This window comes from Streptomyces sp. NPDC025721 (assembly GCF_055558595.1).
Genome location: NZ_JBVHMF010000025.1, coordinates 100,850 through 125,482, shown reverse-complemented (window position 1 = coordinate 125,482; position 24,633 = coordinate 100,850). Strand labels below are relative to the sequence as shown.

At 71.7% G+C, this 24,633-nt stretch carries 21 protein-coding genes; 9 read left to right on the top strand and 12 right to left on the bottom strand.

The features are described 5' to 3' along the window. Positions 1–46: 46 nt before the first annotated feature. A complete protein-coding gene (locus ACZ4EF_RS28830; RefSeq protein ID WP_467507004.1) occupies positions 47–373 on the bottom strand; it encodes a hypothetical protein in 327 nt (108 codons plus the stop codon). A gap of 195 nt (positions 374–568) precedes the next feature. Here ACZ4EF_RS28830 and ACZ4EF_RS28825 point away from each other — a divergent pair, with 195 nt between their 5' ends. From ACZ4EF_RS28825 to ACZ4EF_RS28800, 6 genes are all read left to right on the top strand, one after another. Continuing rightward, on the top strand, positions 569–1,531 hold the full coding sequence (locus ACZ4EF_RS28825) for an STM4015 family protein (RefSeq protein WP_391049875.1): 963 nt from the start codon (positions 569–571) through the stop codon (positions 1,529–1,531). Between the two features lie 130 nt (positions 1,532–1,661). Next, a complete protein-coding gene (locus ACZ4EF_RS28820; RefSeq protein WP_467507002.1) occupies positions 1,662–2,948 on the top strand; it encodes an STM4014 family protein in 1,287 nt (428 codons plus the stop codon). 40 nt (positions 2,949–2,988) lie between these two features. Continuing rightward, positions 2,989–3,795, top strand: coding sequence for an STM4013/SEN3800 family hydrolase (locus tag ACZ4EF_RS28815; protein ID WP_401312761.1), 807 nt, complete (start codon positions 2,989–2,991; stop codon positions 3,793–3,795). Then, entirely contained in the window at positions 3,792–5,234 is a 1,443-nt protein-coding gene (locus ACZ4EF_RS28810) for an STM4012 family radical SAM protein (protein ID WP_467507000.1), read from the top strand. Before ACZ4EF_RS28815 ends, ACZ4EF_RS28810 begins: the two co-directional genes overlap by 4 nt. Positions 5,235–5,244: 10 nt before the next feature. Then, entirely contained in the window at positions 5,245–6,147 is a 903-nt protein-coding gene (locus tag ACZ4EF_RS28805; RefSeq protein ID WP_391161833.1) for an STM4011 family radical SAM protein, read from the top strand. 89 nt (positions 6,148–6,236) lie between these two features. Beyond that, entirely contained in the window at positions 6,237–6,686 is a 450-nt protein-coding gene (locus ACZ4EF_RS28800; protein ID WP_391161832.1) for a MarR family winged helix-turn-helix transcriptional regulator, read from the top strand. A 21-nt stretch (positions 6,687–6,707) separates the two neighbouring features. Here the strand turns inward: ACZ4EF_RS28800 and ACZ4EF_RS28795 are convergent, their stop codons facing one another. Both ACZ4EF_RS28795 and ACZ4EF_RS28790 read right to left on the bottom strand, forming a co-directional pair. Next, positions 6,708–8,276 carry a UxaA family hydrolase gene (locus tag ACZ4EF_RS28795; RefSeq protein ID WP_467506998.1) on the bottom strand — a complete coding sequence of 523 codons (1,569 nt, stop codon included), beginning with the start codon at positions 8,274–8,276 and terminating at the stop codon, positions 6,708–6,710. Between the two features lie 381 nt (positions 8,277–8,657). Then, a complete protein-coding gene (locus ACZ4EF_RS28790; protein WP_467506996.1) occupies positions 8,658–10,769 on the bottom strand; it encodes an MFS transporter in 2,112 nt (703 codons plus the stop codon). Between the two features lie 513 nt (positions 10,770–11,282). Between ACZ4EF_RS28790 and ACZ4EF_RS28785 the strand changes: the two genes are divergently transcribed. Next, positions 11,283–12,161, top strand: coding sequence for an SMP-30/gluconolactonase/LRE family protein (locus ACZ4EF_RS28785; protein ID WP_467506994.1), 879 nt, complete (start codon positions 11,283–11,285; stop codon positions 12,159–12,161). A 51-nt stretch (positions 12,162–12,212) separates the two neighbouring features. Here the strand turns inward: ACZ4EF_RS28785 and ACZ4EF_RS28780 are convergent, their stop codons facing one another. The 7 genes from ACZ4EF_RS28780 to ACZ4EF_RS28750 form a co-directional block, all read right to left on the bottom strand. Further along, the gene (locus tag ACZ4EF_RS28780) at positions 12,213–13,214 is read right to left on the bottom strand and encodes a LysR family transcriptional regulator (RefSeq protein WP_467506992.1); all 1,002 of its coding nucleotides are present in this window, start codon (positions 13,212–13,214) and stop codon (positions 12,213–12,215) included. Between the two features lie 202 nt (positions 13,215–13,416). Next, on the bottom strand, positions 13,417–14,181 hold the full coding sequence (locus tag ACZ4EF_RS28775; protein ID WP_467506990.1) for an SDR family NAD(P)-dependent oxidoreductase: 765 nt from the start codon (positions 14,179–14,181) through the stop codon (positions 13,417–13,419). After that, positions 14,178–14,936 (bottom strand): SDR family NAD(P)-dependent oxidoreductase, encoded by a 759-nt coding sequence (locus ACZ4EF_RS28770; RefSeq protein WP_355349045.1) that lies wholly within the window; start codon positions 14,934–14,936, stop codon positions 14,178–14,180. Before ACZ4EF_RS28770 ends, ACZ4EF_RS28775 begins: the two co-directional genes overlap by 4 nt. Before the next feature lie 61 nt (positions 14,937–14,997). Then, the gene (locus ACZ4EF_RS28765) at positions 14,998–16,008 is read right to left on the bottom strand and encodes an ABC transporter permease (protein WP_467350431.1); all 1,011 of its coding nucleotides are present in this window, start codon (positions 16,006–16,008) and stop codon (positions 14,998–15,000) included. Further along, positions 16,001–17,005: a sugar ABC transporter substrate-binding protein gene (locus tag ACZ4EF_RS28760; protein WP_467506988.1), complete on the bottom strand. Its 1,005-nt coding sequence runs from the start codon at positions 17,003–17,005 to the stop codon at positions 16,001–16,003. Before ACZ4EF_RS28760 ends, ACZ4EF_RS28765 begins: the two co-directional genes overlap by 8 nt. After that, positions 17,002–18,048: an ABC transporter permease gene (locus tag ACZ4EF_RS28755; RefSeq protein WP_467506986.1), complete on the bottom strand. Its 1,047-nt coding sequence runs from the start codon at positions 18,046–18,048 to the stop codon at positions 17,002–17,004. The genes ACZ4EF_RS28760 and ACZ4EF_RS28755 overlap by 4 nt, the downstream gene beginning before the upstream one ends. Further along, positions 18,045–19,520 (bottom strand): sugar ABC transporter ATP-binding protein, encoded by a 1,476-nt coding sequence (locus tag ACZ4EF_RS28750; protein WP_467507016.1) that lies wholly within the window; start codon positions 19,518–19,520, stop codon positions 18,045–18,047. The genes ACZ4EF_RS28755 and ACZ4EF_RS28750 overlap by 4 nt, the downstream gene beginning before the upstream one ends. Here ACZ4EF_RS28750 and ACZ4EF_RS28745 point away from each other — a divergent pair. Next, positions 19,438–19,668, top strand: a complete 231-nt coding sequence (locus ACZ4EF_RS28745; protein ID WP_467507018.1) for a hypothetical protein — start codon at positions 19,438–19,440, stop codon at positions 19,666–19,668. The two genes, ACZ4EF_RS28750 and ACZ4EF_RS28745, sit on opposite strands and share 83 nt — an antisense overlap. A 246-nt stretch (positions 19,669–19,914) precedes the next feature. Here ACZ4EF_RS28745 and ACZ4EF_RS28740 read toward each other — a convergent pair whose 3' ends face one another. Then, entirely contained in the window at positions 19,915–21,369 is a 1,455-nt protein-coding gene (locus ACZ4EF_RS28740) for a ricin-type beta-trefoil lectin domain protein (RefSeq protein ID WP_391161825.1), read from the bottom strand. A gap of 444 nt (positions 21,370–21,813) precedes the next feature. Between ACZ4EF_RS28740 and ACZ4EF_RS28735 the strand changes: the two genes are divergently transcribed. Continuing rightward, a complete protein-coding gene (locus ACZ4EF_RS28735) occupies positions 21,814–23,286 on the top strand; it encodes a serine hydrolase domain-containing protein (RefSeq protein WP_467506984.1) in 1,473 nt (490 codons plus the stop codon). Positions 23,287–23,322: 36 nt separating this feature from the next. Here ACZ4EF_RS28735 and ACZ4EF_RS28730 read toward each other — a convergent pair whose 3' ends face one another. Then, positions 23,323–24,609, bottom strand: coding sequence for a cation:proton antiporter (locus tag ACZ4EF_RS28730; RefSeq protein WP_467506982.1), 1,287 nt, complete (start codon positions 24,607–24,609; stop codon positions 23,323–23,325). Positions 24,610–24,633 lie beyond the last annotated feature (24 nt).

The following is a 24,633-nucleotide window of genomic DNA, read 5'->3' as shown; positions in this document are numbered from 1 at the left end:
CCTGCCGTGCCCGCGCGCCCGGACCCCGGGCGCCACCGCGGGACGCTCAGTCGGCGACCACGCGGACCGAGCCCGGTACGTACTCCCGCTGCCGCACCACGCGGTACCAGCCCTTGGGCAGCGATATCGCCGCGTGCTCCTCGTGCACGACCCGTCCGCCGTCCGGCAGATGCAGCAGCATCGGCGCGAACGGGGCCGGCGGGCTGAAGAGCCGTCCGGGTCCCATGACGGCGTGCGCGTGACCTGTCACCTCGCCCAGCGCGAGGACGAGCCGGCCGCGCGCGTCCCGCGGCTCCTGCGGCGCGTCGTCCATGTGCGGCGGCAGCGCCGACTCGTCGGTCGGCGCGATGAGCACATCACCCTGCCGGTACATCGCTCTCCCTCCGCGCGGCGCTCCGTGCACCGCGTCGACACCGACCGTAGGCGCGGGGTCTGACAACGGCTCAGAGTCGGCCCGGCCGCAGCCGTTGTCAGTGCGGCTTGGTAGAACTTGCTCACACATCGGCCGGTGATCGCCGCGGCCGAATTCGTACGGCCGTCGAATGTCGAACGTCAGGAGCAGGCGGACATGACCATCGGGAACCACATGCGGGAGCTGCACGGCCTGCCCGCCTTCGACTTCCCCGGACCCGACGACAAGGGCACCGACCTGCCGGAAGCGGACGCCGCCGCCTGGCGGATCGGCGTCGACTCCTACGACAGCGAGGAGAAGTGGGAGGACGCCTTCGCCCGGTTCACCCAGGCCGTCGACATCACGCGGGTGCGCGCACTGATCGTCGGTTCCTGGAGCGACGCCTACGAGAGCGGACCGGAACCGCTGATCGCGGCCATCTTGTCCGTGAAGGACCGACTGCCCGCGCTGCGGGCCCTGTTCCTCGGCGACATCGTGGGCGAGGAGTGCGAGATCTCCTGGATCAACCAGGGCGATGTCACCCCGCTGCTCGACGGCTTCCCCGAACTGGAGTCGTTCGGGGTACGCGGCGGACAGGACCTGGCCTTCCCCGCCGTGACGCACGCCCGGCTGCGCTCGCTCACCGTCGAGACCGGCGGCATGCCCGCGCAGGCCGTCCGCGGCATCGCCGCCAGCGACCTGCCCGCGCTGGAACACCTCGACCTGTGGCTCGGCACCTCCGAGTACGGCGGGGACAGCGAGATCACCGACCTGGCGCCGTTCCTCACCGGCGCGCTGCTGCCCAAACTCCGCTCGCTGGCCCTGCGCAACAGCGAGATGCAGGACGAGATCGCCGCGGCCCTCGCCTCCGCGCCCGTCGTGGCCCGGCTGGAGACCCTCGACCTGTCGATGGGCGTGCTGACCGACGAGGGCGCCACGGCGCTGCTCGCGGGCCAGCCCCTCACCCACCTCAAGACACTCGACCTGCACCACAACTACCTCACCTCGCCGGTCGCCCGGCGCCTGCGGGAAGCCCTCGAACCGTCGGGCGTCCACGTCGAACTGGACCGCGACGACGCCGACGAGGAGGTCGATGACGACGACGAGACCGTGTGGCGTTTCGTCGCCGTCGGCGAGTAGCCGGTCGTTCCGTCAGCCGTCCAGCCGGTCGCCGACCGGCCGATGACCACCGCCGGGCGGCGGACCGGTGACCGGTGACCGTCCATCAGCGCCGGGCACGTGGGCGACCAGGGGAGAGGGGGAAGGTGACGTGAGAGACGAACCGCGCTTCGCGGTCGTCGGCAACCCGGAGAACCGGCGGGTCGGTCTCTTCGCGCGCGCCGCGACCGAGGCCGGGCTGCCCGCGCCCCGCGTCGTGCCCTGGCGCGACGTCCTGCGCGAGGGCGGCGCGACCTTCGCGGCGGACGAGGTCGTACGGCTCGACTCGCCCGGTGAGGACGCCGAAGTGGACCGCGCGCTGCGGGACATGGACGACCCCACGCGGGTGGAGGGGAGCGCCCGCTGGTACGCCCGATTCACCGCCGCCGTCCGCACCCTGGACGGCGGCAGGCGGCTGGACGACCCGGACGAACTGGCGGTGCTGTTCGACAAGCGGCGCTGCCACCGGAGGCTGGCCGAGGCCGGGGTGCCCGTACCCGCCTCGCCCACCTCGGGTGCCGCCGCCCCCGCGGTGCGCGGCTGGGCCGACGTACGGGCGCTGATGCGCGAGCACGCCATGCCGCGCGCCTTCGTCAAACTCGCGCACGGATCGTCGGCCTCCGGGGTGCTCGCCGTGGAGACGGCGGGCGGCGGGCGTGTCCAGGCCACCACGTCCGTCGAGTCGGCGGACGGACGTCTGCACAATTCGCTGCGGGTGCGCCGTATCACCCGCGAGACCGAGATCGCCGCGCTGGTCGACGCGCTCGCACCGGACGGCCTGCACATCGAGCGATGGCTGCCCAAGGCGTCGCTGCACGGGCGCGTCGCCGACCTGCGGATCGTGGTCGTCGACGGCCGCGCCACCCACGCCGTGGTGCGCACCAGCCGCTCGCCGCTCACCAACCTCCACCTGGGCGGCGCGCGCGGCGACCTCGGCGCCGCGATCGAGGCCGCGGGCGTCCGGTGGGAGCAGGCGCTGGAGATCTGCGAGCGTGCCGCCGCCTGCTTCCCCGGCACGCTGTGCGTCGGCGTCGACCTGCTCCCCGCGATCGGCTGGCGGCGCTTCGCGGTCGGCGAGGTCAACGCCTTCGGCGACCTGCTGCCGAGGCTCACCGGACTGCCGGGCAGCGGAGCGGAGGGCCTGGACACCTACGCCGCCCAGATCGCCGCCGTACGCGCCCGCGCCGCGTCGCCGACCGGAGTCCGACCACCGTACGCACCGGCCGCGTACGAACGGAGCGCGTACGAACCGGCCGCCGATGCATCCGCCGCGCCCGTACCGGCGCCGCACGAACCAGCCCCGCCCGAACCGGCACCGCACGGCGCGGCGCGGCACGTACCAGCAGGCCACGAACCGTCGCACCACCAAGCGCCGAGGACCCGACATGCGACCCTCTGACGCGCTCGCGCCCGCCCTCCTGGACGGCGGAGGCCCGGACATGAACGAGGTCGTGGGCCGCGACGACCTCCTCCTGATCACCCTCGACACGCTCCGCCACGACGTCGCGGCCGAGTTGGCCGCGGCCGGCCGCATTCCGCATCTGGCGCGCCATCTGCCGGGCGGGCGCTGGGAGGAGCGGCACGCGCCCGGCAGCTTCACCTACGCCTCGCACCAGGCGATCTTCGCCGGATTCCTGCCGACCCCGGCGGCGCCCGGACCGCACCCCCGGCTGTTCGCCGCGCGCTTCGCCGGGAGCGAGACCACCGAGGCGGGCACGTACGTCTTCGACACGCCCGACCTGGTGTCCGGGCTCGCGGCGGCCGGATACCGCACCGTCTGCATCGGCGGCGTCGGCTTCTTCAACAAGCGCGGCGCGCTGGGCGACGTCCTGCCGGGACTGTTCCAGGAGAGCCACTGGGAGCCGGAGTTCGGCGTCGCCTCGCCCACCTCCTTCGAGGCGCAGGTCGCGCGCGCGGAGCAGGTCGTCGCCGAACTGCCCGCCGACCAGCGGCTGTTCCTCTTCCTCAACGCGTCCGCGCTGCACCAGCCCAACTGGTTCCACACACCGGGCGCCACCCGCGAGGCCGGTGACACCCGCGCCACGCACGCGGCGGCGCTGGAGTACATCGACCGGCACATCGGACGTCTCTTCCACGCCATGGCGGCCCGCCGCCGCTGCTTCGCCATCGTCTGCTCCGACCACGGCACCACCTACGGAGACGACGGCTACACAGGTCACCGCCTCGGCCACGAGGCGGTCTGGACGGTGCCCTACGCCCACTTCTTCCTGGAGCCGTCCTCATGAACGCGCCGATCTCCTCGACGACACCGATCTCCTCGACGACACCGATCTCCACGACGACACCGGTCTCCACGACCACGCCCGCCGACGCGCCGTCCCCTGACCAGCCCGCGCCCCCCGCCGACAGTCCCTACCAGAGCTACGTCTACGCGTATCCGCACAAGACCGCCTACCGCCCGCTGCCCGACCGGCCCGCGCTGAGCGGCCTGTGGCAGGCGGAGCCCAAGGACGCGCTCTCGCTCTATCTGCACATCCCGTTCTGCGAGGTCCGCTGCGGATTCTGCAACCTCTTCACCCGCATCGGCGCGCCCGGCGAGCTGACCACCCGCTATCTCGACGCGCTCGACCGGCAGGCCACCGCCGTCCGGGACGCGCTCGGCGACAGCGAGCCGCTACGGTTCGCCACCGCGGCCTTCGGCGGCGGCACCCCCACCTTCCTGACGGCCGCAGAACTGGAACGGCTCTGCGACATCGCCGAGCGCCGGATGGGCGCCGACCTGCGCGCGATCCCGCTCTCCGTCGAGGCGTCGCCCGCGACCGCCACCGCCGACCGGCTCGCCGTCCTCGCCGACCGCGGCGCCACCCGGCTCAGCCTCGGTGTCCAGAGCTTCGTGGACGACGAGGCGAAAGCCGCCGTACGGCCCCAGCGCCGCGCCGACGTCGAAGCCGCGCTCGCCCGCGTCCGCGACGCCGGTATCCCGGTCCTCAACATCGACCTCATCTACGGTATCGACGGCCAGACCCCGGCCAGTTGGCGCACCTCGCTGGAGGCCGCGCTGCGCTGGCGGCCGGAGGAGCTGTACCTCTACCCGCTGTACGTACGGCCGAAGACCGGCCTGGAGAGCCGCACCGCCGTCAGCGACCCGGCCTGGGACGAGCAGCGGCTGCGGCTGTACCGACAGGGCCGCGACCACCTCCTGACGCACGGCTACGAGCAGGTCTCCATGCGGATGTTCCGCCGGGCCGACGCCGCGCCCCAAGGGCCCGACGACCACGCCTGCCAGACCGACGGCATGATCGGCCTCGGCTGCGGCGCCCGCTCCTACACCTCCACGCTGCACTACTCCTTCGACTACGCCGTCGACATGCGCGAGATCCGCGCGATCATCGACGAGTACACCACCACCGACGACTTCACCCGCGCCGCCCACGGCCGCCGGGTCGACGCCGACGAGGCCCGCCGCCGACACCTGCTCCAGTCGCTGCTGCAAGCCGACGGCATGCCCCTGGCCGACTACCGCGACCGCTTCGGCATCGACGCCCACGCCGACTTCGCCGCCGAGATCGACCGCTTCGCGGCCCGAGGCTGGCTCGACGACGAGGCCCCCGCGACCGGCCGCATACGGCTGTCCCCCGAAGGACTCGCCCACTCCGACGCCCTCGGCCCCGAACTGTTCTCGCCCCGGGTCCGGGCGGCGATGGCCGCGTACGAGCTGAAGTGAGGACGCCGCCATGGATCTGACGCTGCTCTACCGCGGCCCGCTCGCCTCCTGCGACTACGACTGCCCGTACTGCCCCTTCGCCAAGCGCCGCGACAGCCCCGCGCAACTGCGCGCCGACCGCGCCGCGCTCGCCCGCTTCGCGCACTGGGCGCGAGAGCAGCGGGGCGACCGGCTGTCCGTGCTGTTCACCCCGTGGGGCGAGGGCCTGGTCCGCTCCTGGTACCGGAACACCCTGGCCGAGCTGTCGCACGAGCCGCACATCGACCGGGTCGCCATCCAGACGAATCTGAGCTGCCGCACCGACTGGCTCGCGGACGCCGACCCCGGCACCCTCGCCCTGTGGTGCACCTACCACCCCGGCCAGACCCCGTACGACCGCTTCCTGCGCAAGACGCGCGAAGTGGCCGACCGCGGTGTCCGGTTCAGCGTCGGCGTCGTCGGGCTGCCGGAACACCTCGCGGACGCGGCCCGGCTGCGCGCCGCGCTGCCCGGCCACGTCTACCTGTGGGTGAACGCCGCCGAGGGCCACACCTACACCGACGCGGAAGCCGACGCCTGGACGGCCCTCGACCCGCTCTTCCCCTACAGCCGCCACCCGCACCGCTCGGCCGGCCTGCCCTGCCGCACCGGCGAGTCCGTCCTGTCGGTGGACGGCGACGGCACGGTCCGCCGCTGCCACTTCGTCCGCGCCGAACTGGGCAATCTCTACGACGGCTCCTACCGGGCCGCCCTGGCCCCCCGCCCCTGCCCGCTGGCCGTCTGCGACTGCCACATCGGCTATGTCCACCTGGAGTCGCTGCCGCTCTACGACGTCTTCGCGGGCGGAGTCCTGGAGCGCGTCCCCGCGGACCGCACGGCCACCGCGCCGGAAGCGGGCGCCGCGGGCGGCAGGGCCCTGCTGCCGCTGATCTGACCCGCCGTCACCCTCGGAGGCCGCGGGGGACGGCGGCGGACCCACGGGGAGAACGGGCAGGTGGGCCGCGCGCCGGATAGTCTTGGGCGGTGGACAGCGAACCGAGACCGCAGGCCGGAACGGCCGCTGAGCTGATGAAGGCCATGACCCGGCTCCGGGCCCGGCTGCGGGCCGAGTCGGCGACGGACGACATGCGGTGGACCTGGTCGCAGATCACCACGCTCGGGCGCATCGTGGACGAGGGCCCCACCACGGCGAGCGATCTGGCCGCGGCCGAACACGTACGGCGGCAGTCGATGGCCGAGACGCTCGCGGCGCTGCGCGACGGCGGGCTGATCACCTCGGGCAAGGACCCCGCCGACGGCCGCAAGACGCTCCTGCACGCGACGGCCGAGGGCCGGGCGCTGGTCGAGACCATCCCCGCCGTCCGGGAAGCCTGGCTGGAGGCGGCGGTACGCGATCTGCTCCGGGCCGACGAGCGCAGGACGCTGCTGAAGGCGGCCGAGATCATGAACCGCCTGGCGGACAGCGACCGTTGACCCGCCGCCGGGGTCCGGCTCCTACAGCACGGCCCCCATGCGCCACGGCACGATCTCCTCGGCCCCGAAGCCGAGCGCCTCGGACTTGCTCGGCGTGCCGGAGGCCATGTCCACCAGCGTCTCGAAGAGCCGGGTGCCGTACCGCACATGCTCGTCGCGGGACATCGCCGGGCCGGCGTCGAAGTCCATGTCGCCGCTCATGTGCTGGTAGAGCCGACTGGTGGTGCTGATCTTCAGACAGGGCACGGGCCGTGAGCCGAACAGCGAGCCGCGACCGGTGGTGAAGGCCAGCAGATTCGCCCCGCCCGCGACCATGCCGGTGGCCGACACGGGGTCGTATCCGGGCGTGTCCATGAACGTCAGACCGGGCGCCGTGACCGGCTCCGCGTAGCCGACGACTCCGTTGAGCGGACTGCTCCCGCTCTTGAGTACCGCACCGAGCGACTTCTCCCAGATGGTGGTGATGCCCCCGGCCCTGTTGCCCTTGGAGGGATTGTTGTCCAGCGCGGCGCCGTGCCGGGTGACGTACCGCTGCCACCACGCGATCAACTCGTCGAGCCGTTCGGCGATCGCGGGCGTGGCGGCGCGGTCGCGCAGCAGGTGCTCGGCGCCGTAGATCTCCGGGGTCTCGCCCAGGACGACCCGCCCGCCCGCGGCGGCCAGCAGATCGGCGGCGACGCCCAGCGTCGGATTGGCCGTCAGCCCCGAATAGGCGTCGCTGCCGCCGCACTGGAGTCCGAGGGTGAGTTCGTGCAGGCCGACCGGCTCGCGGGACAGCGTCGCCAGGCCGCCGACCATCTCGGCGACGCGGTCGAGGGCGGCGTTCACGGTCGCCGCGGTGCCGCCGAGCGCCTGGATGGTGAGCGTGCGCACGGCCGGATCGTCGCCGAAGACGTTCTCCGGCTGGTTCACCTCGCAGCCGAGACTGACCGTCAGCACACCGGCGATGTTCACATGGCGCGCGTAGCCGCGCAGGGTGCGCCGCAGCAGGTCGTCGCCCTCGGTGCCCTCGGCCATGCCGCAGCCGAGGTCGTGGGTCAGGGCGATGACGCCGTCCAGGCCCGGCGCCCCGGCGTGGCGGTCGTTGGCGGCCTGGGCGATCATCCGGGCCACGGTCGCCGAGCAGTTCACCGTCGGGAGCACGGCCAGGTAATTGCGGGTGGCGGCACGGCCGTCGGCGCGCCGGTAGCCGAGGAAGTGGTCGCGGGTGGCCTCGGCCGGGGGCCGCCAGGCCGGGGGAGCGGGCCGCGGCGCCCCGGCGCGGGGGGTGGCGTCGCCGAGGCCGAGATTGTGGACGTGTACGTGTTCGCCGGGCCGGATGTCGCGGGCGGCGACACCGATGACCTCCCCGTACTTGCGGACCTCGGCGCCCGCGGCGATGGGGGAGACGGCCACCTTGTGGCCCGCGGGGATGTCGTCGGCGGCGGGGACCACACCCCGCGCGACCCGTACGGGCGTGCCCGCCGCCACGTCCGTCCGCACCAGCCCGATGTTGTCAATGCCGGGCCGTGCGACCAGCGGGACGGCCGGTTCACCGGCCGTCCGCGCGGGCGCCGCCGCGCCGGTGTCCGTTCCGCGCACGTTCGTCATGCGCACACCGGCCGGACGGAGTTCGGAAGGAGACCCGCGCCGGATTCCGGCGGGAGATCCCCCAACACCGAGGGAAAGCTCACCCACTCATCCGCTGTGTGCGCTGATTCAGGGTCCCGTTCCGTGAATCCACCGCGGCGGATTTCCGGCAACTCTTCAATTGCGCACAGGGGACTGGAAAGTGGGATGTCCATACCTCAGGACGATACGTGCGCACCGCGGCGACAGTGAAGCGTGGATGTCGGAACAGCCCTATTCGGAAAGCGGATCGGCCCAGTTCAGAGCCGGGAGGCGGTGCACTGCCCGGACAACACCGCCGACCCGTATCGCATATGGGCCCGATCCGATTTCCGGATACCGACTTCACGTCGGGAGCGGGGCTCAAGCCTGCTTGCCGAGCGCGGACAGATCATCGATGGTGATGACGTCCGCCTGGCTCGGGAACACCTTCTCGGTCAGCACGCGGTGGACCTCCGGATCGGGGTCGCCGGTCGCGTCCTTGAGGACATAGAGCCGGTAGTCCTCGTCGGCGGCGTGCCGCACGGTCGAGAGCACCACGCCCGAGGTGGAGAGCCCGGCGAGGACGAGGGTGTCGATCTCCTGGCCGAGCAGCGTCGGGTGGAGTCCGGTGGCGGCGGAGAACGCGCCGACCCTGACCTTGCGCACCACGATGTCGCCCTCCCGTACGTCGAGCGCGTCGTGCAGGTCCGCCTCCGGGCTGCCGTCGGCGAGGAACCCCTGCCGGGCGACGGGGGCGAAGGACTTGTTGCGGTCGGGCACGGCGGCGAAGTCCTCCGGTGCGAAGGCGACGCGGACGTGGACGACGCGGATGTCCAGCGAACGTGCCCAGGACAGGGCCTGTTGGGCGTGGGCGAGCACGGCCTCGCCGTCGGGAACGGCGGCCAGGACCGCGGGCTGGAAGTCCATCAGCAACAGGGCGGTACGGGAGGCGACGACGGGCTGGGCGGGGGTGGTCATGTCGGTACTTTCTGAGAGACGCGGATCACCTGAGCGGTGCGGTTCAGCGGTGTGGTCGTGTGGGGCGGGGGGATCGACCGCCGCCGCGGAGCCCTGTCGGACACCGGCCAGGTGGCGGTCGAAGACGGTCATGAGGAGGACGACGGCGCCGATGGCGACCAGCGACCACGAGATACGGTGCAGGCCGGTGTCGTCGACGCGGCTGTGGAAGGCGATCCCGGTGATGGCCGCCGAGGCGATCGAGCCGATGTACCCGAAGGTGCGCAGCAGCCCCGAGGCCGTGCCGACGCTCTCGGGCGGGGACTCGCGGTAGAGGACCGTCTGGTTGGCCACGGTGCTCGCCCCCGAGGTGAGGCCGAACAGCGCGGTGACGGCGACGACGGCGGCGACCGGTGTGTGCGCCGTGAGCGGCAGGGCGGCCGCCGCGCCGAGCAGCAGCAGGACCGCGGAGCCGATCAGCACGCCCCGCACCGATGTGCGGCGCGAGGCGATCCGGGCCGTGACGGCCGACAGGGCGCCCATCGGGACGAGGACCAGGCCCGCCTGGTACGCGGACAGCCCGTGCGCGGCCTCCAGCCACTGGGTCAGACCGTAGAGGATCACATAGGTGCCCATCAGCGTCAGCCCGTTGCGCAGATACGTGCGGGTCAGCGCGGGCTTCGAGGCGAGCAGCCGCACATCGAGGAACGGACGGGCGGCCCGCAGTTCCCAGGCGACGAGTGCTCCCGCCAGCACGACCGCGGCCGCCAGCGCGGTCCAGTCCGGCGTGGGCAGCCCGGTCAGGAAGACCAGGAGCGAGGTGAGGGCGCCCGTGAAGCCCGCCATGCCGACGACGTCGATGCGTACGGCCAGCTCGCGCGGTGAGCGGCCCCCGGCGCGGGCGGGGTCCTTGTCGATCCACAGCAGCGCCATCGCGAAGGCGGCACCGGCGGCCGGGACGTTGACCAGGAACGCGGTCTGCCACCCGAGCCCGCCGACGAGCAGCCCGCCCACGGCCGGGCCGATCGCCACGGTGGCCGCACCGGCGACCGCCAGACCGCCGAGGACGTTGCCCGGCGGATCCTGGAGACCGACCGCGGTCGCCCGGCGGCGGATCAGCAGCATCGCGGAGGGGTAGGCGGCGGACGTGCCCGCGCCGATCAGGACGCGGGAGAGCACCAGGACGGGCAGATTCCAGGCGATCGCGCCGATCACGCCCGCGGCGAGCACGATGAGCGTGCCGGTCAGGAACACCCGGCGCGGGCCGAACACCTCCGCCAGCCGTCCGGCCGCGGGCTGCGCTATCGCACTGGTCAGATAGAGGCTCGAAATCAGGATCGCGGTCCGCCCGACCGGTATGTCCAGCGAGGCGGCGATGGGGACCAGAGCCGTCGCGATCACGGAGCTGTTGACCGGATTGAGCGCGGCCCCCGTGTACAGCGGGGTCACGAAGCGCGCGCCGAAGGGCTTTCCCCGCCTGTCGCCGTGCGCCCCGCTGACGAGTACCGGTACGGCACCGCGTGCGATGACCTTCACCGCGTGACTCCTCTCGCTTCCCGCGCCCGCCGGTCCCCTGCCGCCCGCGTTCGGGCGTGGTCCAGGGCGGGTCGCAGCGGCCTCGAATAGGCAGGCTGCCTGTCGAATAGATTAGCAGGTTGCCTGCCTATCTGTGAGGGGTCTCCTTGCAGGGTCCTGCTCGGGGTCCCGTGCGAGGTCCCCGTGCGGGCTCAGGACCTGGCGAGGGCCCTGGTGGCATTCCGAACGGCCGCTGGGCGCGGCGGCCCGCGCCTTCATCAGGGCGGTGCTGCACGCACCCCGGCCGGAGGGACTCCTTCCCACCGCTGTGAATTGGGCCGTGCGCGACCACGGGAAACGGCCCATTCGCAGCCCGGATCCCCGCCATCCGCTATCCGCCGTTGACAGTGGCCACGGCTGCGGGCGAGGTTGTCCGGCAGGGGCCGCCGCGACTGCCCGGAACAGCACGCAGAAGAGGCACGCGGCCGAAGAACACGCGGGAAAACGTGGACGTCACGCGGAAACGGAGTCGTCATGGGCAGTGTGCGGACCTACACCGATCTGGATGTCGCGGTGCGCAGCGACACCTCCGAGGTGGGGGAGGGCCCTGTCTTCGACCCCAGGACCGGCCGGCTGGTGTGGGTCGACATCTACGGCGGCACGGTCTACGAGGACGACCTGGCCACCGGGCGGCAGACCGTGACCGAGGTCGGTGTCATGGTGGGCGCGGTCGCGCCGCGGGCCCACGACGACGGGTTCGCCGCCGCCGTGGCCGGCGGATTCGGCTTCGTCGTCGACGGCGTGACCACCGTCGTCGACCCGGTCCTGCCGGAGCCGAACCTGCGGATGAACGACGGCAAGGTGGACGCCCGCGGACGGTTCTGGGCGGGCAGCAACGACATGCGGTTCGCCCCCGGCCAGGGACGGCTCCACCGCTGGGACGCAGACGCCCCGAGCGTCGTCGTCGCGGACGGGCTGGTCCTGCCGAACGGACTGGGCTGGAACGCCGACAACACCGTGATGTACCTGGCCGACAGCTACGCCCGACTGCTCTACCGCAGCGCGTTCGACGCCGACTCCGGGGAACTGGGCGGCCTTGAGGTCCTGACGAAGACCGACGGCTCCGGGGTCCCCGACGGCCTGGCGGTCGACGTCGACGGCTGCTTCTGGACAGCCATGCACGGCGGCGCCGAGGTACGGCGCTACGACCCGGCGGGCCGCGTGATCGGACGCGTGCCGGTGCCCGTCCCGCAGCCCACGAGCTGTGCCTTCGGCGCCGACGGCAGGCTGTATGTCACCTCGGCCCGCGAGGGCCTGTCCGCCGAGGATCTGGAGCGCTCCCCGCTGTCCGGCTCCGTCTTCGTCGTCGCCACGGACACGCGCGGCGTCCCCGTGGCGGCCTTCCGCGGCTGAGACGGGAAGGCCGCTCCGGGCGCGTACGGCGGCGGCGTCCGGGCGACCGGCTCAGGCCGTCGGCGGAAGGGGCCGTACGCTCGCCGGGAGCGGCGTGCGGCCCTGCGCGTTGAGGAAGGCGCAGACGGCCGCGTTGCTCGAACGCCGGCGGGGCCAGAACAGCGCGACGTCCCGGTGGGCGGTGGGCGACTCGATACGGCGGACGGTGAGACCGTCCGTCGTCGTTGTCTCCACGGCCAGTTGGTTGATGATCCCGATGCCGAACGCCGACCGGACAAGGGCGATGAGCGTGGCGGGATGATCGGTGAGATAGGCGATGTCCGCCTTCGACTCGTACTCCCCGAGCATGTGCCGCAGGTCGTAGCCGCCGCCCTCCTCCTCGGAACCGGCCGGATTGCCGATGAGGGGCCGGGAGAGGATGTCGTCCACGCGGACGGTCGCCTTGGTCGCCAGCGGATCGTTGTCCCGCATGACCGCGACGATGTCCTCCCGCCAGATCGTGCGGTGGCACAGCGTGGGCTCGCGCATCTTCGGCAGCGTCGGCCGGAAGGCGATGTCGACCGTGCCCGTCGCGACGGCCTCCTCCAACGTGGCCGCGGTCCCTTCCCAGAGCTCGACGGTGAGACCGGGATGGTCGGCCTTGAGGATCTGGAGGAGCGTCGGGAGATAGGTGGAGCTGACCGACGGGTAGCTGGCCACGGTGAGGTGGGCGACGATCTGGTCCTGCGTACTGCGGGCGGCGTCGACACCGCGCTGGAGTTCCTGGAGCGCCGCCCGCGCGTGACCGTAGAAGAGGTCACCCGCCTGCGTGGTGCAGACCGGGCGGGCCTTGCGGTCGAAGAGCGTGACCCCCAGGGCGTGTTCCAGCGCCGCTATGTGCGCGCTGACCCGCGACTGCGAAAGGTGCAGAGTATGCGTGGCGGTGCCGAATCCGCCCCGGTCGGCGACCGCGAGGAAGCTGCGCAGCCACGCTGTCTGCAGAGACATCGCGTCGCGGGGAACCGTCGTCCCCTGCTCGGACGGGACGTCGTTGTCACCTGTGGACAGGGTCACTGACGGTTCCTTTCGTGTGCGGCCAAATTACCCGATCGCCCCCCGGGCCACTACGGGCGTGCAGGACATCAATGCCTGATCAGCGCGGTCCGGCCGGGGACCGGGGCCGCCACTCGCGGACGGCGTCGTCCGTGAGAGGCGGCCCCGGCGGACCCCGGACCGTCACTCCCCGGCACTCGGCCGGTCCCCTTCCGAGGACGGCTCACGCCGCGGTCAGGCCGCCGTCGACGATCAGCGCCGCGCCGTTGACGAAGCGGCCGTCCGGGCCCGCGACGAAGGCGATCGTGGCGGCGATCTCCTCGGGCGAGCCCAGCCGTCCGTCCAGTTGGCGGGCGGCCATCGCCTGCCGGGCCGCGAGCGGATCGGGGGCGTTCGCGACGATCTTGTCGATCCACTCGGTCGCGACGGTGCCGGGGCAGACCGCGACGCACCGGATGCCATCCTTGGCGTGGTCCACCGCGATGGCCCGGGTCAGCCCGACCAGCCCCGCCTTGGAGGCGCAGTACGCGGCCCGCCGGGCGAGGCCGACCTGGCCCGCGACCGAGGCGACGTTGACGACCACGCCACCGCCGTTGTCGAGCATGAGCGGCAGCATCGCGCGGGTGGTGAGGAAGGGCCCGGTGAGATTGACCGACAGGACGCGGTCCCAGTCCTCGTCGCTGGTCTCCAGCACCGTCGCGGCGAGTCCGGTGCCCGCGACATTCACCAGCAGCGCGGGCGTCCCCAGCGTGACGGCGACTTCCCTGGTGACCGAGCCGACCGCGTCGGGATCGCGCAGGTCGACGGGGAAGGCGCGGGCCGCACCCCCCGCTTTCTCGATCTCCGCGCAGGTCCGCGCCAGCCCGTCGGCGTCGATGTCCAGCACCGCGAGGTCGTATCCGGTGTCCGCCAACCGGAGCGCCGTGGCCCGGCCGATGCCGGACGCCGCCCCGGTGACCACCGCGACCCGCTGCTCCCGGGCGCTCACGAGTACGCCAATCCGGGAAGCGCGCCGTCCATCGCGTACCCTCCGTCGACATCGAGACCGGCTCCGGTGGTGTAGCACGCCTCGTCGGACGCCAGGTAGCAGATGGCCGCCGCGATCCACTCGGGCGGCGCGATGCCCAGCGGCACGCGGGACTCCAGCGCCCGCTCGACGGCGGGTGTGTAGATCGGGTCGCTCATGCCGGTACGCACCGGCCCCGGCCGTACGCAGTTGACCGTGATGCCGTGCGGGGCGAGTTCGGACGCCATGGTCCGCGTCATCGCCTCGAGACCGCCCTTGGTCGCGGTGTACGGCGCGGCGCCCGGCTCGGAGACGACGGCGTGCACCGACGAGACGTTGACGACGCGTCCGGGAGTCTTCGTGTCGACCATCATCCGCGCCACCGCCTGGGCGAGGAAGAACGGCGCCGTCAGGTTCACCGCGAGGACGCGGTCCCAGTCGGCGCGGCTCACGTCGAGGAAGGGCGCGATGCGCAGGATGCCCGCCACATTGGCGAGCACGTCGACGCGCCCGAAGCGCGACCGCAGGGTATCGGTCAGGACGTCGGCGGCGTCCGCCGCCGCGACATCGAGGGTGAGCGTGCTCAGCCGGTCGCGGTCGGGCTCGGGCCACGGTGCGTCATGGCGGAGGTCGACCGCGAGCACCTGAGCGCCTTCGGCCAGCAGCCGCACGGCGGTGGCCCGGCCGATACCGGAGTTGGCGCCGGTGACCACCGCGACTTTGTGGGTGAATCTCATTGATCGCCTGCTTCTTCGTCCATGGGTCGAGTTGTTGAGTGAGGTACGGCGACGGCGGCGGTCAGGCAGTGGCCGACCGTGGGCGTATCCAGCGCACCAGACCGTCCCCGCAGGCGGCGACGAAGATGAGCGCGCCGGTCACCATCTGCTGGTCGTAGGAGGCCAGTCCGAGCAGGCTCATGCCGTTGGAGAGGAAGCCGAGGAACAGCACCCCTGTCGCGGTGCGCAGCAGGCTGCCCCGACCGCCGAACAGACTGGTGCCGCCGAGGACCACGCCGCCGACGACGTTGAGCAGCAGGGGGCTGCCCATGCTCGCTCCCGCCCCGGCCAGTTCCGAGGTCAGCACGACACCGGCCAGCGCCGAGAACAGACCGGCCACCGCGTACACGCTGGTCTTCATGAGGGGGACGTTGACCCCGTTGATCCGGGCGACCTCCTCGCTGGCTCCCAGCAGCAGGACCCGGCGGCCCCACGCCGTGCGCGTCAGGGCGACCTGCGCGACCACGTACAGCCCGACCGTCATCCACACGGCGTACGGCACGCCGCCGGGCCCGTCGATGCTGAAGTCGACGAAACCGGTCGGGACGGGGGCGATCGTCCTGCCGTGGCTGAGGAGCGTCGTGGCGCCGCTGACGACGTACAGCGCCGCGAGCGTCACCGCGAACGGCACGACGGGCAGCCTGGCGACCAGCAGTCCGACCAGCACACCGATGGCCGCCCCGGTCAGCAGCGCGAACGTGATGCCCGCCGCGACGCTGTCGGTCGTGGTGATGACCCACGCCCCCGCGACGCCGCTGGCGCCGATCACGCTCCCGGTGGACAGGTCGATGCCGCCGGTGAGGATCACGAAGGTCGCGCCGATGGCGGCGATCGCGACGACGGCCGACTGGCTGAACACATTGGTGATGTTCGACGACGTCAGCAGGCCGTCGGTGGTCAGGCTCAGGACGGCGATCAGCACGGCGAGGGCCGGCAGCATCGACAGATCGCCGAACCAGGCGGGACGACGGGCCGGATCACGCAGCCACGACAGGCGGCCCGGACGCGATCCGGTGTCGGCGGTCTCAGGCACCGCAACCCCACACCTGGGAGCTGACGGCCGCGAAGTTGGCCTGGTCGAGGGTCACGCCCGCGCTCTGGACCGTCTTGGGGTTGACGGTCTGCTTGGCCAGCGCCGTGGCGATCGACGCGACGGCCTCCTTGCCGAACTGGTCGACGCGGGTGGCTATGTCGGCGTCGAGGGTCTTGTCCTTGATGGCCTTGCAGCCGTTCTCGTCACCGTCGATCGTCACCAGGAACACATGCTTGGGGTCGCCGATCGGAGCGAGCCGCATGGCGGTGGTGAGCGCCGACTGCACCGACGGCAGAAGGAAGTCCGACGGAACGAAGATCGCGTTGATGCCGGAGTCCTTCTGCAGCGCGTTGGAGGTGCCGTCCAGCGCCTGGGACGGGTCCCAGTTGGTGGGGACCCGGCTGACCACCGTGACGTCGGGGTTGCCGTCCAGTGTGTGGTCGAAGCCGTCCCTGCGGCCGATCGCGTTCTGGTCGGTGAGCGCGCCCACCAGCTCCAGCACCTTCAACGGCTTGGACTTGCCCGCCGCGGCGAACTCGTCCGCCGCCAGCTTGCCGTCCGCCTTGGGGTCGCCGGTGATCTGGAACGTGACGTCCTGTACGTCGGCGACCGCCCGGTCGATGGTCACGAAGGGAACGCGGCGGGCCTTGGCCAGGCTGATCGAGGAGGCGATCTGCTTCCCGTCCTGCGCGATGACGATGAGCGCGTCGACCTTGCGTGTCTGGATCAGATCCTGGATCTGCGACGCCTGCTTCTGCGCGTCCTGGTCCGCGACGGAGAAGACGACCTTGTAACCGGCCGCTGCCGCCGCCTTCTCGATGGAAACCTTCTCCGAGGTGCGGATCGCGTTGAGCAGATCGAAACTGACCCCGATCGTGCCGTGCTTGCCCCCGGACGTCGATCCCGCCCCGGATTTCGAGGACGAGCCACAGGCCGTCAGCGCCAGGCAGGCCACGGCCGCGACGGCCGCGCATCTTGTGATCAGGTTCGGCTTCATCTGAGCTCCTTCAGTTTCGTTGCGCCGGCCTCCGCGGGCACGGTCCGGGGGCCGTCCGACGGAGAGGGACGGGTCGGACCGAACAGCCGGACCGGATTGCGCCACCGGACGGCGGCGGCGAGAACAGCGACGAGCAGAACGGCGCCCCGGACGATGTCGAAGACATAGGGAGAGGCCCCGGAGAACACCAGTCCGGTCTGCGCGGTCGTGAGGACGAGGGCGCCCAGGACGGTGCCGGTGATGCTGCCGCGGCCACCGAACAGACTCGTCCCGCCGAGGACGACGGCCGTGATGACCGTCAGTTCGTAGCCCTGGCCGATGGACGGCTGAACGGCGCCGAGGCGGCCGGTCTGGGTGAGGGACGCGAGCGCGGCCAGCAGCCCGGCCAGCGCGTACGCCCCGACGGTCACCCATTTCACCGGCAGGCCCGCGTTGACGGCGGCGTCGCGGTGGGAACCCACCGCCTGGAGATACCGGCCGAACAGCGTGCGGCTGAACACCCAGCCCCCGCCGAGCGCCGCGGCCGCGGCCAGCCAGACCGGCGCGGGAACCCCCAGCACCGCCGATGTGCCGATGTGCCGGAGATTCGCCGGGAGGTTGATGTTCTGCTGGCCGGTGATATGACCCCCGGCGCCGCGGAACACCTGGAGAGTGGCGAGGGTGACGATGAGGGCGGGCACCCGGCTCGTCGCGACCGCGGCGCCGTTGAGCAGCCCCATGCACACCCCCGCCGCGGCGACGGCGAGGAACACCACGCCCGCGGGCCTGCCGATCAGGGCGTCGCTGGACTCGACGGCGGCGGCCAGGAACAGCATCGAGCCGACGGACAGGTCGATGCCCGACGTGATGACCACGTAGGTCGCGCCGACCGCGGCGATGGTCAGGGGACTCGCCTGTACGGCGATGTTGCGGAAGTTCGCCGTACCGGCGAAGCCGTCGTAGGACACCGACAGAACGATCAGCAGCACCGCCAGCACGGGCAGCAGCGGCTGTCGCCGCACCAGCGCGCGGGGGCCGTCGTACAGCCACGAAGGGGTTCTCATCGGACGCCGCCCGTGGCGAGCCTGATCACCGTTTCCTGAGTGGCCTGGGACCTGTCGAGAATGTCAACCAATCTGCCGTCGTGCATGACCCCGACGCGGTGGCTGAGGCCGAGCACTTCCTCCATTTCCGAACTGATGAGCAGGATGGACGATCCGCTGTCGGCCAGGTCGATGAGAAGACGGTAGATTTCCGCCTTGGCGCCGACGTCGATTCCCCGGGTCGGCTCGTCCAGAATGATCAGACGTGGTTTCCTGGCAAGCCACTTGCCGATGACGACTTTCTGCTGGTTTCCGCCGCTGAGTGAATTCCCGCCGGATTCCAGGCCGCCGCGGGCGACGAGCCCGACCTTGGCGGCGAGTTCCTGGGCCAGACGCCGTTCGGCCCGGTGGTCCAGCCAGCCGCCCTTTCGCGCGGCGGAGACCGAGCCGAGGTCGACATGGGAGAGACTTTCCCGAATGGGCCGCTCCAGAAAGAGCCCTTCGTGCGCGCGGTCCTCGGTGACGAACGCGATTCCGGCCGCGATGGCCGCGCGGACATCGCCGCGGCGCAGCGGCTGCCCCGCGATCTCGATCCGCCCGGTCCTGCCGCCGAGCCCGAAGACGGCCCTGGCGACCTCGGTGCGACCGGAGCCCATCAGCCCCGCGAGCCCGAAGATCTCGCCCTTGGCGATGTCGAACGAGACCCCGCTGACGCGTGCGTCGTCGTCGAGGTCCCGCACCGAGAGCATGGTCTCGGACCGCGGACGCGGAAGCGCCGGGTATCCCCGGGCGAGTTCGCGTCCCACCATGAGGGCTTCGAGCGCGCTGCGGTCCAGTTCGCTCGTCGGGCGGTCGCCGACGACCTGTCCGTCCCGCATCACCACGATGCGCTGGCTGAGCCGCGCGATCTCCTCCAGATAGTGCGAGATGTAGAGAACCGCCACTCCGTCGGCGCGCAACTGCTCGATGATCCGCATGATCAGTTCGCGTTCCGCGAGGTTGAGCGAAGCGGTCGGCTCGTCGAAGACGATGGCCCGCGGTTCGGTGGCCAGCGCCTTGGCGATCTCCACCAACTGCCGCTGCCCGGCGGACAGGTCCCGTACGAGCGCCTCCGGGCCGAAGCGCGCGCCGACACGGTGCAGGACGGGCGCCGCGAGCCGCTTGAGGCGTCCTGGCCTGACGGTCAGCGAGCGGCCGTCGCGCAGCCGGCCGATGAGGATGTTCTCGGCGACCGTGAGATCCGGGAAGAGACTGGTCTCCTGGTGCACCGTGGCAACACCTGAGCGCTTTCTCGCAGCGCCCGTTCCGGCCGCCGCACCGCCCGCCGCACCCGCCGCACCCGCCTTGTCGGCGTCGGCGCCGGGCCCGCCGAAGTCGACCCGCCCGGTGTCGGGACGCAGGATTCCGCCGATGATGTTCTTCACCGTGGATTTCCCCGCGCCGTTTTCACCCGCCAATGCGACGACTTCGCCGCCCGATACGGTGAAGGACACATTCTGGACCGCCGCGACACCGCCGAACGACTTCGACACATGGCGCACCACGATCGCCGGCGCCCCGCCCGTCATCCTCGGCTCGCAATTCCGGCAGACATGTTTCCTCCGTGAAGTGATGGGGGACGCCCCGGTACACCTGATCTGACGCCCCGGTACACCTGATCTCCGGACGCCGTATATCGGCCTGTCAGGATGCGGATGACGCTAAGGCCAAGAGTCGTGCGTGTGAAGTTCGTGTTTCGGGAGGCGTCAATCCGTTAAGCGAATGGCCCGGAGCGGCGGCTTCCGCCGCCTCCTGCACGGTGCCGCCGCCCGCCGGCTCGGCGAGCGCCGCCGGCCGCGGGGTGGAGTCTCCGCGACCGGCGGCGCATGTGCCCGGCAGGCGTCCTCGTCACAGGAGCTGCCATTTCTGGTTGGTGCCGTTCCCGCAGGACCAGAGCTGGACGTTCTGGGCGCTGTAGAGGTCGGCGTCCAGGCAGAGGTGCGAGTCGACGCCGCGGACCGTGCCGTCGGAGAAGAACAGCCACTGCTGGTTGGCGGTGCCCAGACAGTCATGGCTGATGACATGAGTGCCGTTGGTCTTGCCGAAGCCCTGGGCGTCCAGGCACTTCGTCCCGTTGTAGACGCTGATCGCGCCGTTGGACTGGCGTGTCCACTGCTGGTTGTCGCCGGCGCCGCAGCCCGCCACCTGGAGCTGGACGTCATTGACGTGGGACGCGCCGGGGACGTCGAGGCACGCGGTGTACCCGACATCGCGCAGCCGGGTCGTGCTCGCGCCGGACGCGCCCCAGGCGTATTCGAGGCGGTTGACGGCCGTCTGGTTCGGGACCCACAGCGGCAGATTCTGGGTGCCGCCGCCGTACGCGCTGTAGAGCCTGAGGATGTTCAGCGAGTCGTGGTCGGAACTGGTGGTCCTGCCGCCTATGCCGTGGCACCAGATCGTGCCCAGGTTGTACTGGCGGGCGACATCGGTGACGGCCCGCAGGAAGGCGACTTCCTTGGGCGTGGTGCTGCTGGGCGTGGCGTCGTAGTTGATGCCGTTGTCGGCGTCGGCGCCGAACTCCTCGATGACGGTGCGCGAGGAGCAGTTGCCCATGTAGGTCTTGATGTCGTTGACCCAGTCGCTGTACGACCGCGCGCCGTAGGGGAAGGCGTAGCGGTGCATCGCGAGGTAGACCCCGTTGAAACGGGAGTCGTTGCACAGCGGCCTGAGGTCGCTTCCCCAGCCGCCGCCGTCGGCCTGGGCGCCCTCGATGAACATCCGGCTCCTGGGCAGCCCGGCCGCGCTCGCCCGGGCGATCCAGTTGGCGGCGAAGTCGAGCCACTGGGGAGTGGTCATGCCGACGGGCTCGTTCATCGGGTCGAAGGAGATGAGCGGATTGCTGAGATACCGGGCGATCTCCGTGTCCCACATCTGATTCCAGGTGGGCAGGTAAGCGCTGGTTATCGTGTTGCTGCCGTCCTCCGACCAGTAACAGAGAATGACCTTGAAGCCCTTGGCCGTCGCCGCGTCGATCACGGCGTTGTAGGTGTTCCAGTTGACCGTGGCGGGATTCATCGGCAGCCGCACGGTGTTGGCGCCCAGAGTGCTCTGGAACGCGGCGAACATACCGTCGGCCTTGGTCCTGGCGGAGTTGTAGTCGTCGTTGGCCGACAGGCCCTGGAGCACGAGCCTGTCGAAGGTGAAGTTGTCCCCGAGGCGCGACCAGTGCACGCCGTGGAACTGGCTGGGGTTGAGGGGGGTTTCGGCGGCGGTGGCCGATGTCGCGGCGGTCACCGTCATCAGCGGGACCACGGTGAGCATGGCCAGGGCGGTCAGTACCCAGGTCAGCAGACGGCGGCTCATACGGGGTGGAGCGGGTGCGATCACCATGGGGTGGGGGGGTGACATGACGTCCTCTCCGGCGTGGCGCGAATTGCCGAACACGGCCCGACGTGGGCGGCAACGCGCCGTCGACAAGTTGGGGATGAACGTATCGACGCCTCCCATCTGCGTCGATCGCGTCTTTCGGAAGGCGGTCATCCGCGGGACGAATAGCGGGAGTTCTCGACGGTCGGGCCGCCGATAATCCGCACCCGTTATGCGAATGGCGGCCATTCGGAATGCGGAATGTCCGCTATTCGGCGCGACCGCATCGCGTCACCGGGGCCGTACGGGACCCGGCGGACGGGACGCGGCGGCCCCGCGCGCGGATCTGTCCGGCGGCCCGCCGACGACACCCCCCCTGGACACCCGTGCCGGGGCGCGGCGAGGATGGCCGTCGAAGATCCAGCAGCAGGAGGAAGCCCGATGACCGCTCACCCGCTGCCCGTCAGCAGCCCGGCCGCGCAAGGCGTCGACGCCCGCGCAGTCCAGGCGTTCCTCGACGCGATCGAGGCGGCGCCCGGTGTCGAACCGCACGGCCTGATGATCCTGCGGCACGGCCGTGTGGTCGCCTCCGGCTGGTGGGCTCCCTTCACCGCCGACCGGCCGCACCGGCTCTACTCGATCAGCAAGAGCTTCACCGGATCGGCCGTGGGCTTCGCCATCGAGGAGGGACTGCTGGACCTGGACGCCCGGGTCATCTCCTACTTCCCCGAATTCGACGCCGACATCACCGATCCCGGAAGCCGCGCCATGAAGGTGCGGCACATCGCCTCCATGGCCAGCGGTCACCTGTCCGAGACCGTGGTCCAGGCGCACGCGATCGACGCGGAAGAGCCCGTCCGCGGCTTCCTGCTGATCCCGCCGGACCGCGAGCCGGGCTCGGTGTTCGCGTACAACCAGCCCACCACGTACACCCTCGGCGCCATCATCCAGCGCGCCACCGGACAGACGCTGACCGAGTACCTGCGGCCCCGGCTGCTCGATCCGCTCGGCATCGGCGAGACGCTGTGGGAGCGCGACAGGGCGGGCCGCGAGCTGGGCTACAGCGGGCTGCACGCCGCCACCGACGCGGTCGCCCGACTCGGCCAGCTCTACCTCGACAAGGGCGTGTGGGAGGGCGAGCAGCTCCTTCCGGCGTCCTGGGTCGAGCAGGCGACCCGCGCGCACGTCGACAACAGCGACGGCTCGCCCGAGGCGCGGAACTCGGACTGGGCGCAGGGATACGGCTTCCAGTTCTGGATGTCGCGCCACGGCTACCGCGGTGACGGGGCGGTCGGGCAGTTCTGCGTCGTGCTGCCCGAGCACGACGTGGTGATCGCGATCACCGCGAACACCGATCTCATGCAGTCCGTGATGGACATGATCTGGGAGCACCTGCTGCCCGCCTTCGGGCCGGAGCCGGTGAGCGCCGCGGGGCAGGACGCGGCGGAGAGCGCCGAGGACGCGGCGCTGCGCGAGCGGCTGTCCCGGCTCGTCCTCCCGACGGTCGAGGGGGAGGCGGCGCCCGCCGACACCGAGGCGTGGTCCGGAGTGCGGTTCGCGCCGCGCGACGGCGAGGCCGAGGCCCAACCGAGCCTGACGGCGGTGGAGTTGACGGCCGACGGCGACGGCTGGATCCTCACGCTCGACCAGGCGAAGGACGAGGACGAGCCGCCGTTCGCGCTGCGCTTCGCCGGGACCGGCTGGGCGGTCGCCGAACGGCCCGCCGTCCCCGTACCGACCGCGGTCAGCGCGGGCTGGACCGACGCCGACACCTTCGTCGCCGAGCTGGGATTCCTGGAGACCCCGCATCACTTGACGCTCACGTGCTCGCTCGCCGCCCGCGACTTCACGGCGGCCTGGCACGGGAAGCCGCTGCGTCCGACACCGCTCAGCTCGTTCGGCGCGCCCCGCTGACCGCGCCGCGTCCGGCCCGGCGGCGAGGCCGCGTCCTCACTCGCTGACGGCGGAGACCTTCGACGGAGGCGGGGCGGCGGGGACGGCGGGCGCGTCCGGGACGCCGCCGTCCCGCCGGTCCCACAGCGCCAGCAGCGGCGTGGCCATCACCGTGGTCACCAGCGCGACCAGGACGAGCACGGTGAACATCGACCGCGTCACCACGCCCTCCGCCAGCCCGACGTTGATGGCGATGAGCTGCATCAGCCCGCGCGCGTTCATCAGCGTGCCGACCCGCAGCGCCACGGGACCGCTCTGCCCTGCGAGCCTGGCGGCCAGCCAGCACGCGCCGAACTTCCCGACCACGGCGGCCAGCGTGCAGCCCGCGGCGAACAGCAGCAGCGTCGGGTCGGTCAGCAGACCGGTGTCGGTGTTCAGCCCGGAGTACGTGAAGAACAGCGGCAGCAGCAGGACGCGGCTGACCGGCGCCGCGGCCTCCAGCGTACGGTCGATCCTCGGCGCCCTCGGATACGCGACGCCCAGGCTGAATGCGCCGAAGACCGCGTAGAGGCCGATCCGGTCGGTGTACCAGGCCGCCAGGCACAGCAACAGCAAGGTCACCAGCAGCAGTTGATCCGAGGGCAGCCGCTCCGCGATCCGGATCGCGGGAGCGCGCAGCCGCACCAGTGCGAACAGCACCGCCGCGAGACCGGCCGCGCCCGCCACCGCGAGCACGACGGGCCCGGAGGTGCCGCGCGACAGGCTGAGGACGCCCGCCAGCAGAATCCACGCGACGACGTCGTCCAGCGCGCCGGCCGCGAGCGAGATGGTGCCGAACGCCGTGTCGGTCAGGCCGCGTTCGGTGATGATCCTGGCCAGCATGGGAAACGCGGTGATCGACAGTGTGACGCCGACGAAGGGCGCGGCCACGTACATCGGCACACCGGCGGGAGCGGTGTGCACCGAAGCGCGCACGGCCCACACCAGCGCGGTGCCCAGTGCCAGCGGTACGAGAATCCCGGCCGTCGAGATCAGCGCGGCGGGTCTGGCCACCGGTTTGATCCGGTCGACGCGGAATTCGTACCCCGCCTGGAACATGAAGAGCACCAGACCGAGTTGCCCGGCCACGTACAGCACGGGCCGCAGGTCTGCGGGGAAGACGGCGTGCTCCCACGAGGGGGCGACGAGGCCGAGCACGGAGGGACCGAGGAGCACGCCCGCGATCATCTCGGCCACCACGGGCGGCTGGGCGAGCGGGCGCAGCGCCCAGGCGGCGATCCGGCAGGTGAGGAGGATGACGACGACGGCGAGCAGGAAGGCGGGGCCGAGCGCGGTCGCGGACATGGCGGGCTGCCCTTCGGCGGGTGC

Excerpts from the sequence above, each read along its gene's own strand:
- ACZ4EF_RS28755 (WP_467506986.1), bottom strand. The coding sequence starts at position 18,048 with ATGAGAACCCCTTCGTGGCTGTACGACGGCCCCCGCGCGCTGGTGCGG.
- ACZ4EF_RS28740 (WP_391161825.1), bottom strand. The coding sequence starts at position 21,369 with ATGAGCCGCCGTCTGCTGACCTGGGTACTGACCGCCCTGGCCATGCTC.
- ACZ4EF_RS28805 (WP_391161833.1), top strand. The coding sequence starts at position 5,245 with ATGGATCTGACGCTGCTCTACCGCGGCCCGCTCGCCTCCTGCGACTAC.
- ACZ4EF_RS28785 (WP_467506994.1), top strand. The coding sequence starts at position 11,283 with ATGGGCAGTGTGCGGACCTACACCGATCTGGATGTCGCGGTGCGCAGC.
- ACZ4EF_RS28830 (WP_467507004.1), bottom strand. The coding sequence starts at position 373 with ATGTACCGGCAGGGTGATGTGCTCATCGCGCCGACCGACGAGTCGGCG.
- ACZ4EF_RS28735 (WP_467506984.1), top strand. The coding sequence starts at position 21,814 with ATGACCGCTCACCCGCTGCCCGTCAGCAGCCCGGCCGCGCAAGGCGTC.
- ACZ4EF_RS28795 (WP_467506998.1), bottom strand. The coding sequence starts at position 8,276 with ATGACGAACGTGCGCGGAACGGACACCGGCGCGGCGGCGCCCGCGCGG.
- ACZ4EF_RS28745 (WP_467507018.1), top strand. The coding sequence starts at position 19,438 with ATGATGTTCTTCACCGTGGATTTCCCCGCGCCGTTTTCACCCGCCAAT.
- ACZ4EF_RS28770 (WP_355349045.1), bottom strand. The coding sequence starts at position 14,936 with ATGAGATTCACCCACAAAGTCGCGGTGGTCACCGGCGCCAACTCCGGT.
- ACZ4EF_RS28810 (WP_467507000.1), top strand. The coding sequence starts at position 3,792 with ATGAACGCGCCGATCTCCTCGACGACACCGATCTCCTCGACGACACCG.
- ACZ4EF_RS28760 (WP_467506988.1), bottom strand. The coding sequence starts at position 17,005 with ATGAAGCCGAACCTGATCACAAGATGCGCGGCCGTCGCGGCCGTGGCC.
- ACZ4EF_RS28815 (WP_401312761.1), top strand. The coding sequence starts at position 2,989 with ATGAACGAGGTCGTGGGCCGCGACGACCTCCTCCTGATCACCCTCGAC.
- ACZ4EF_RS28825 (WP_391049875.1), top strand. The coding sequence starts at position 569 with ATGACCATCGGGAACCACATGCGGGAGCTGCACGGCCTGCCCGCCTTC.
- ACZ4EF_RS28730 (WP_467506982.1), bottom strand. The coding sequence starts at position 24,609 with ATGTCCGCGACCGCGCTCGGCCCCGCCTTCCTGCTCGCCGTCGTCGTC.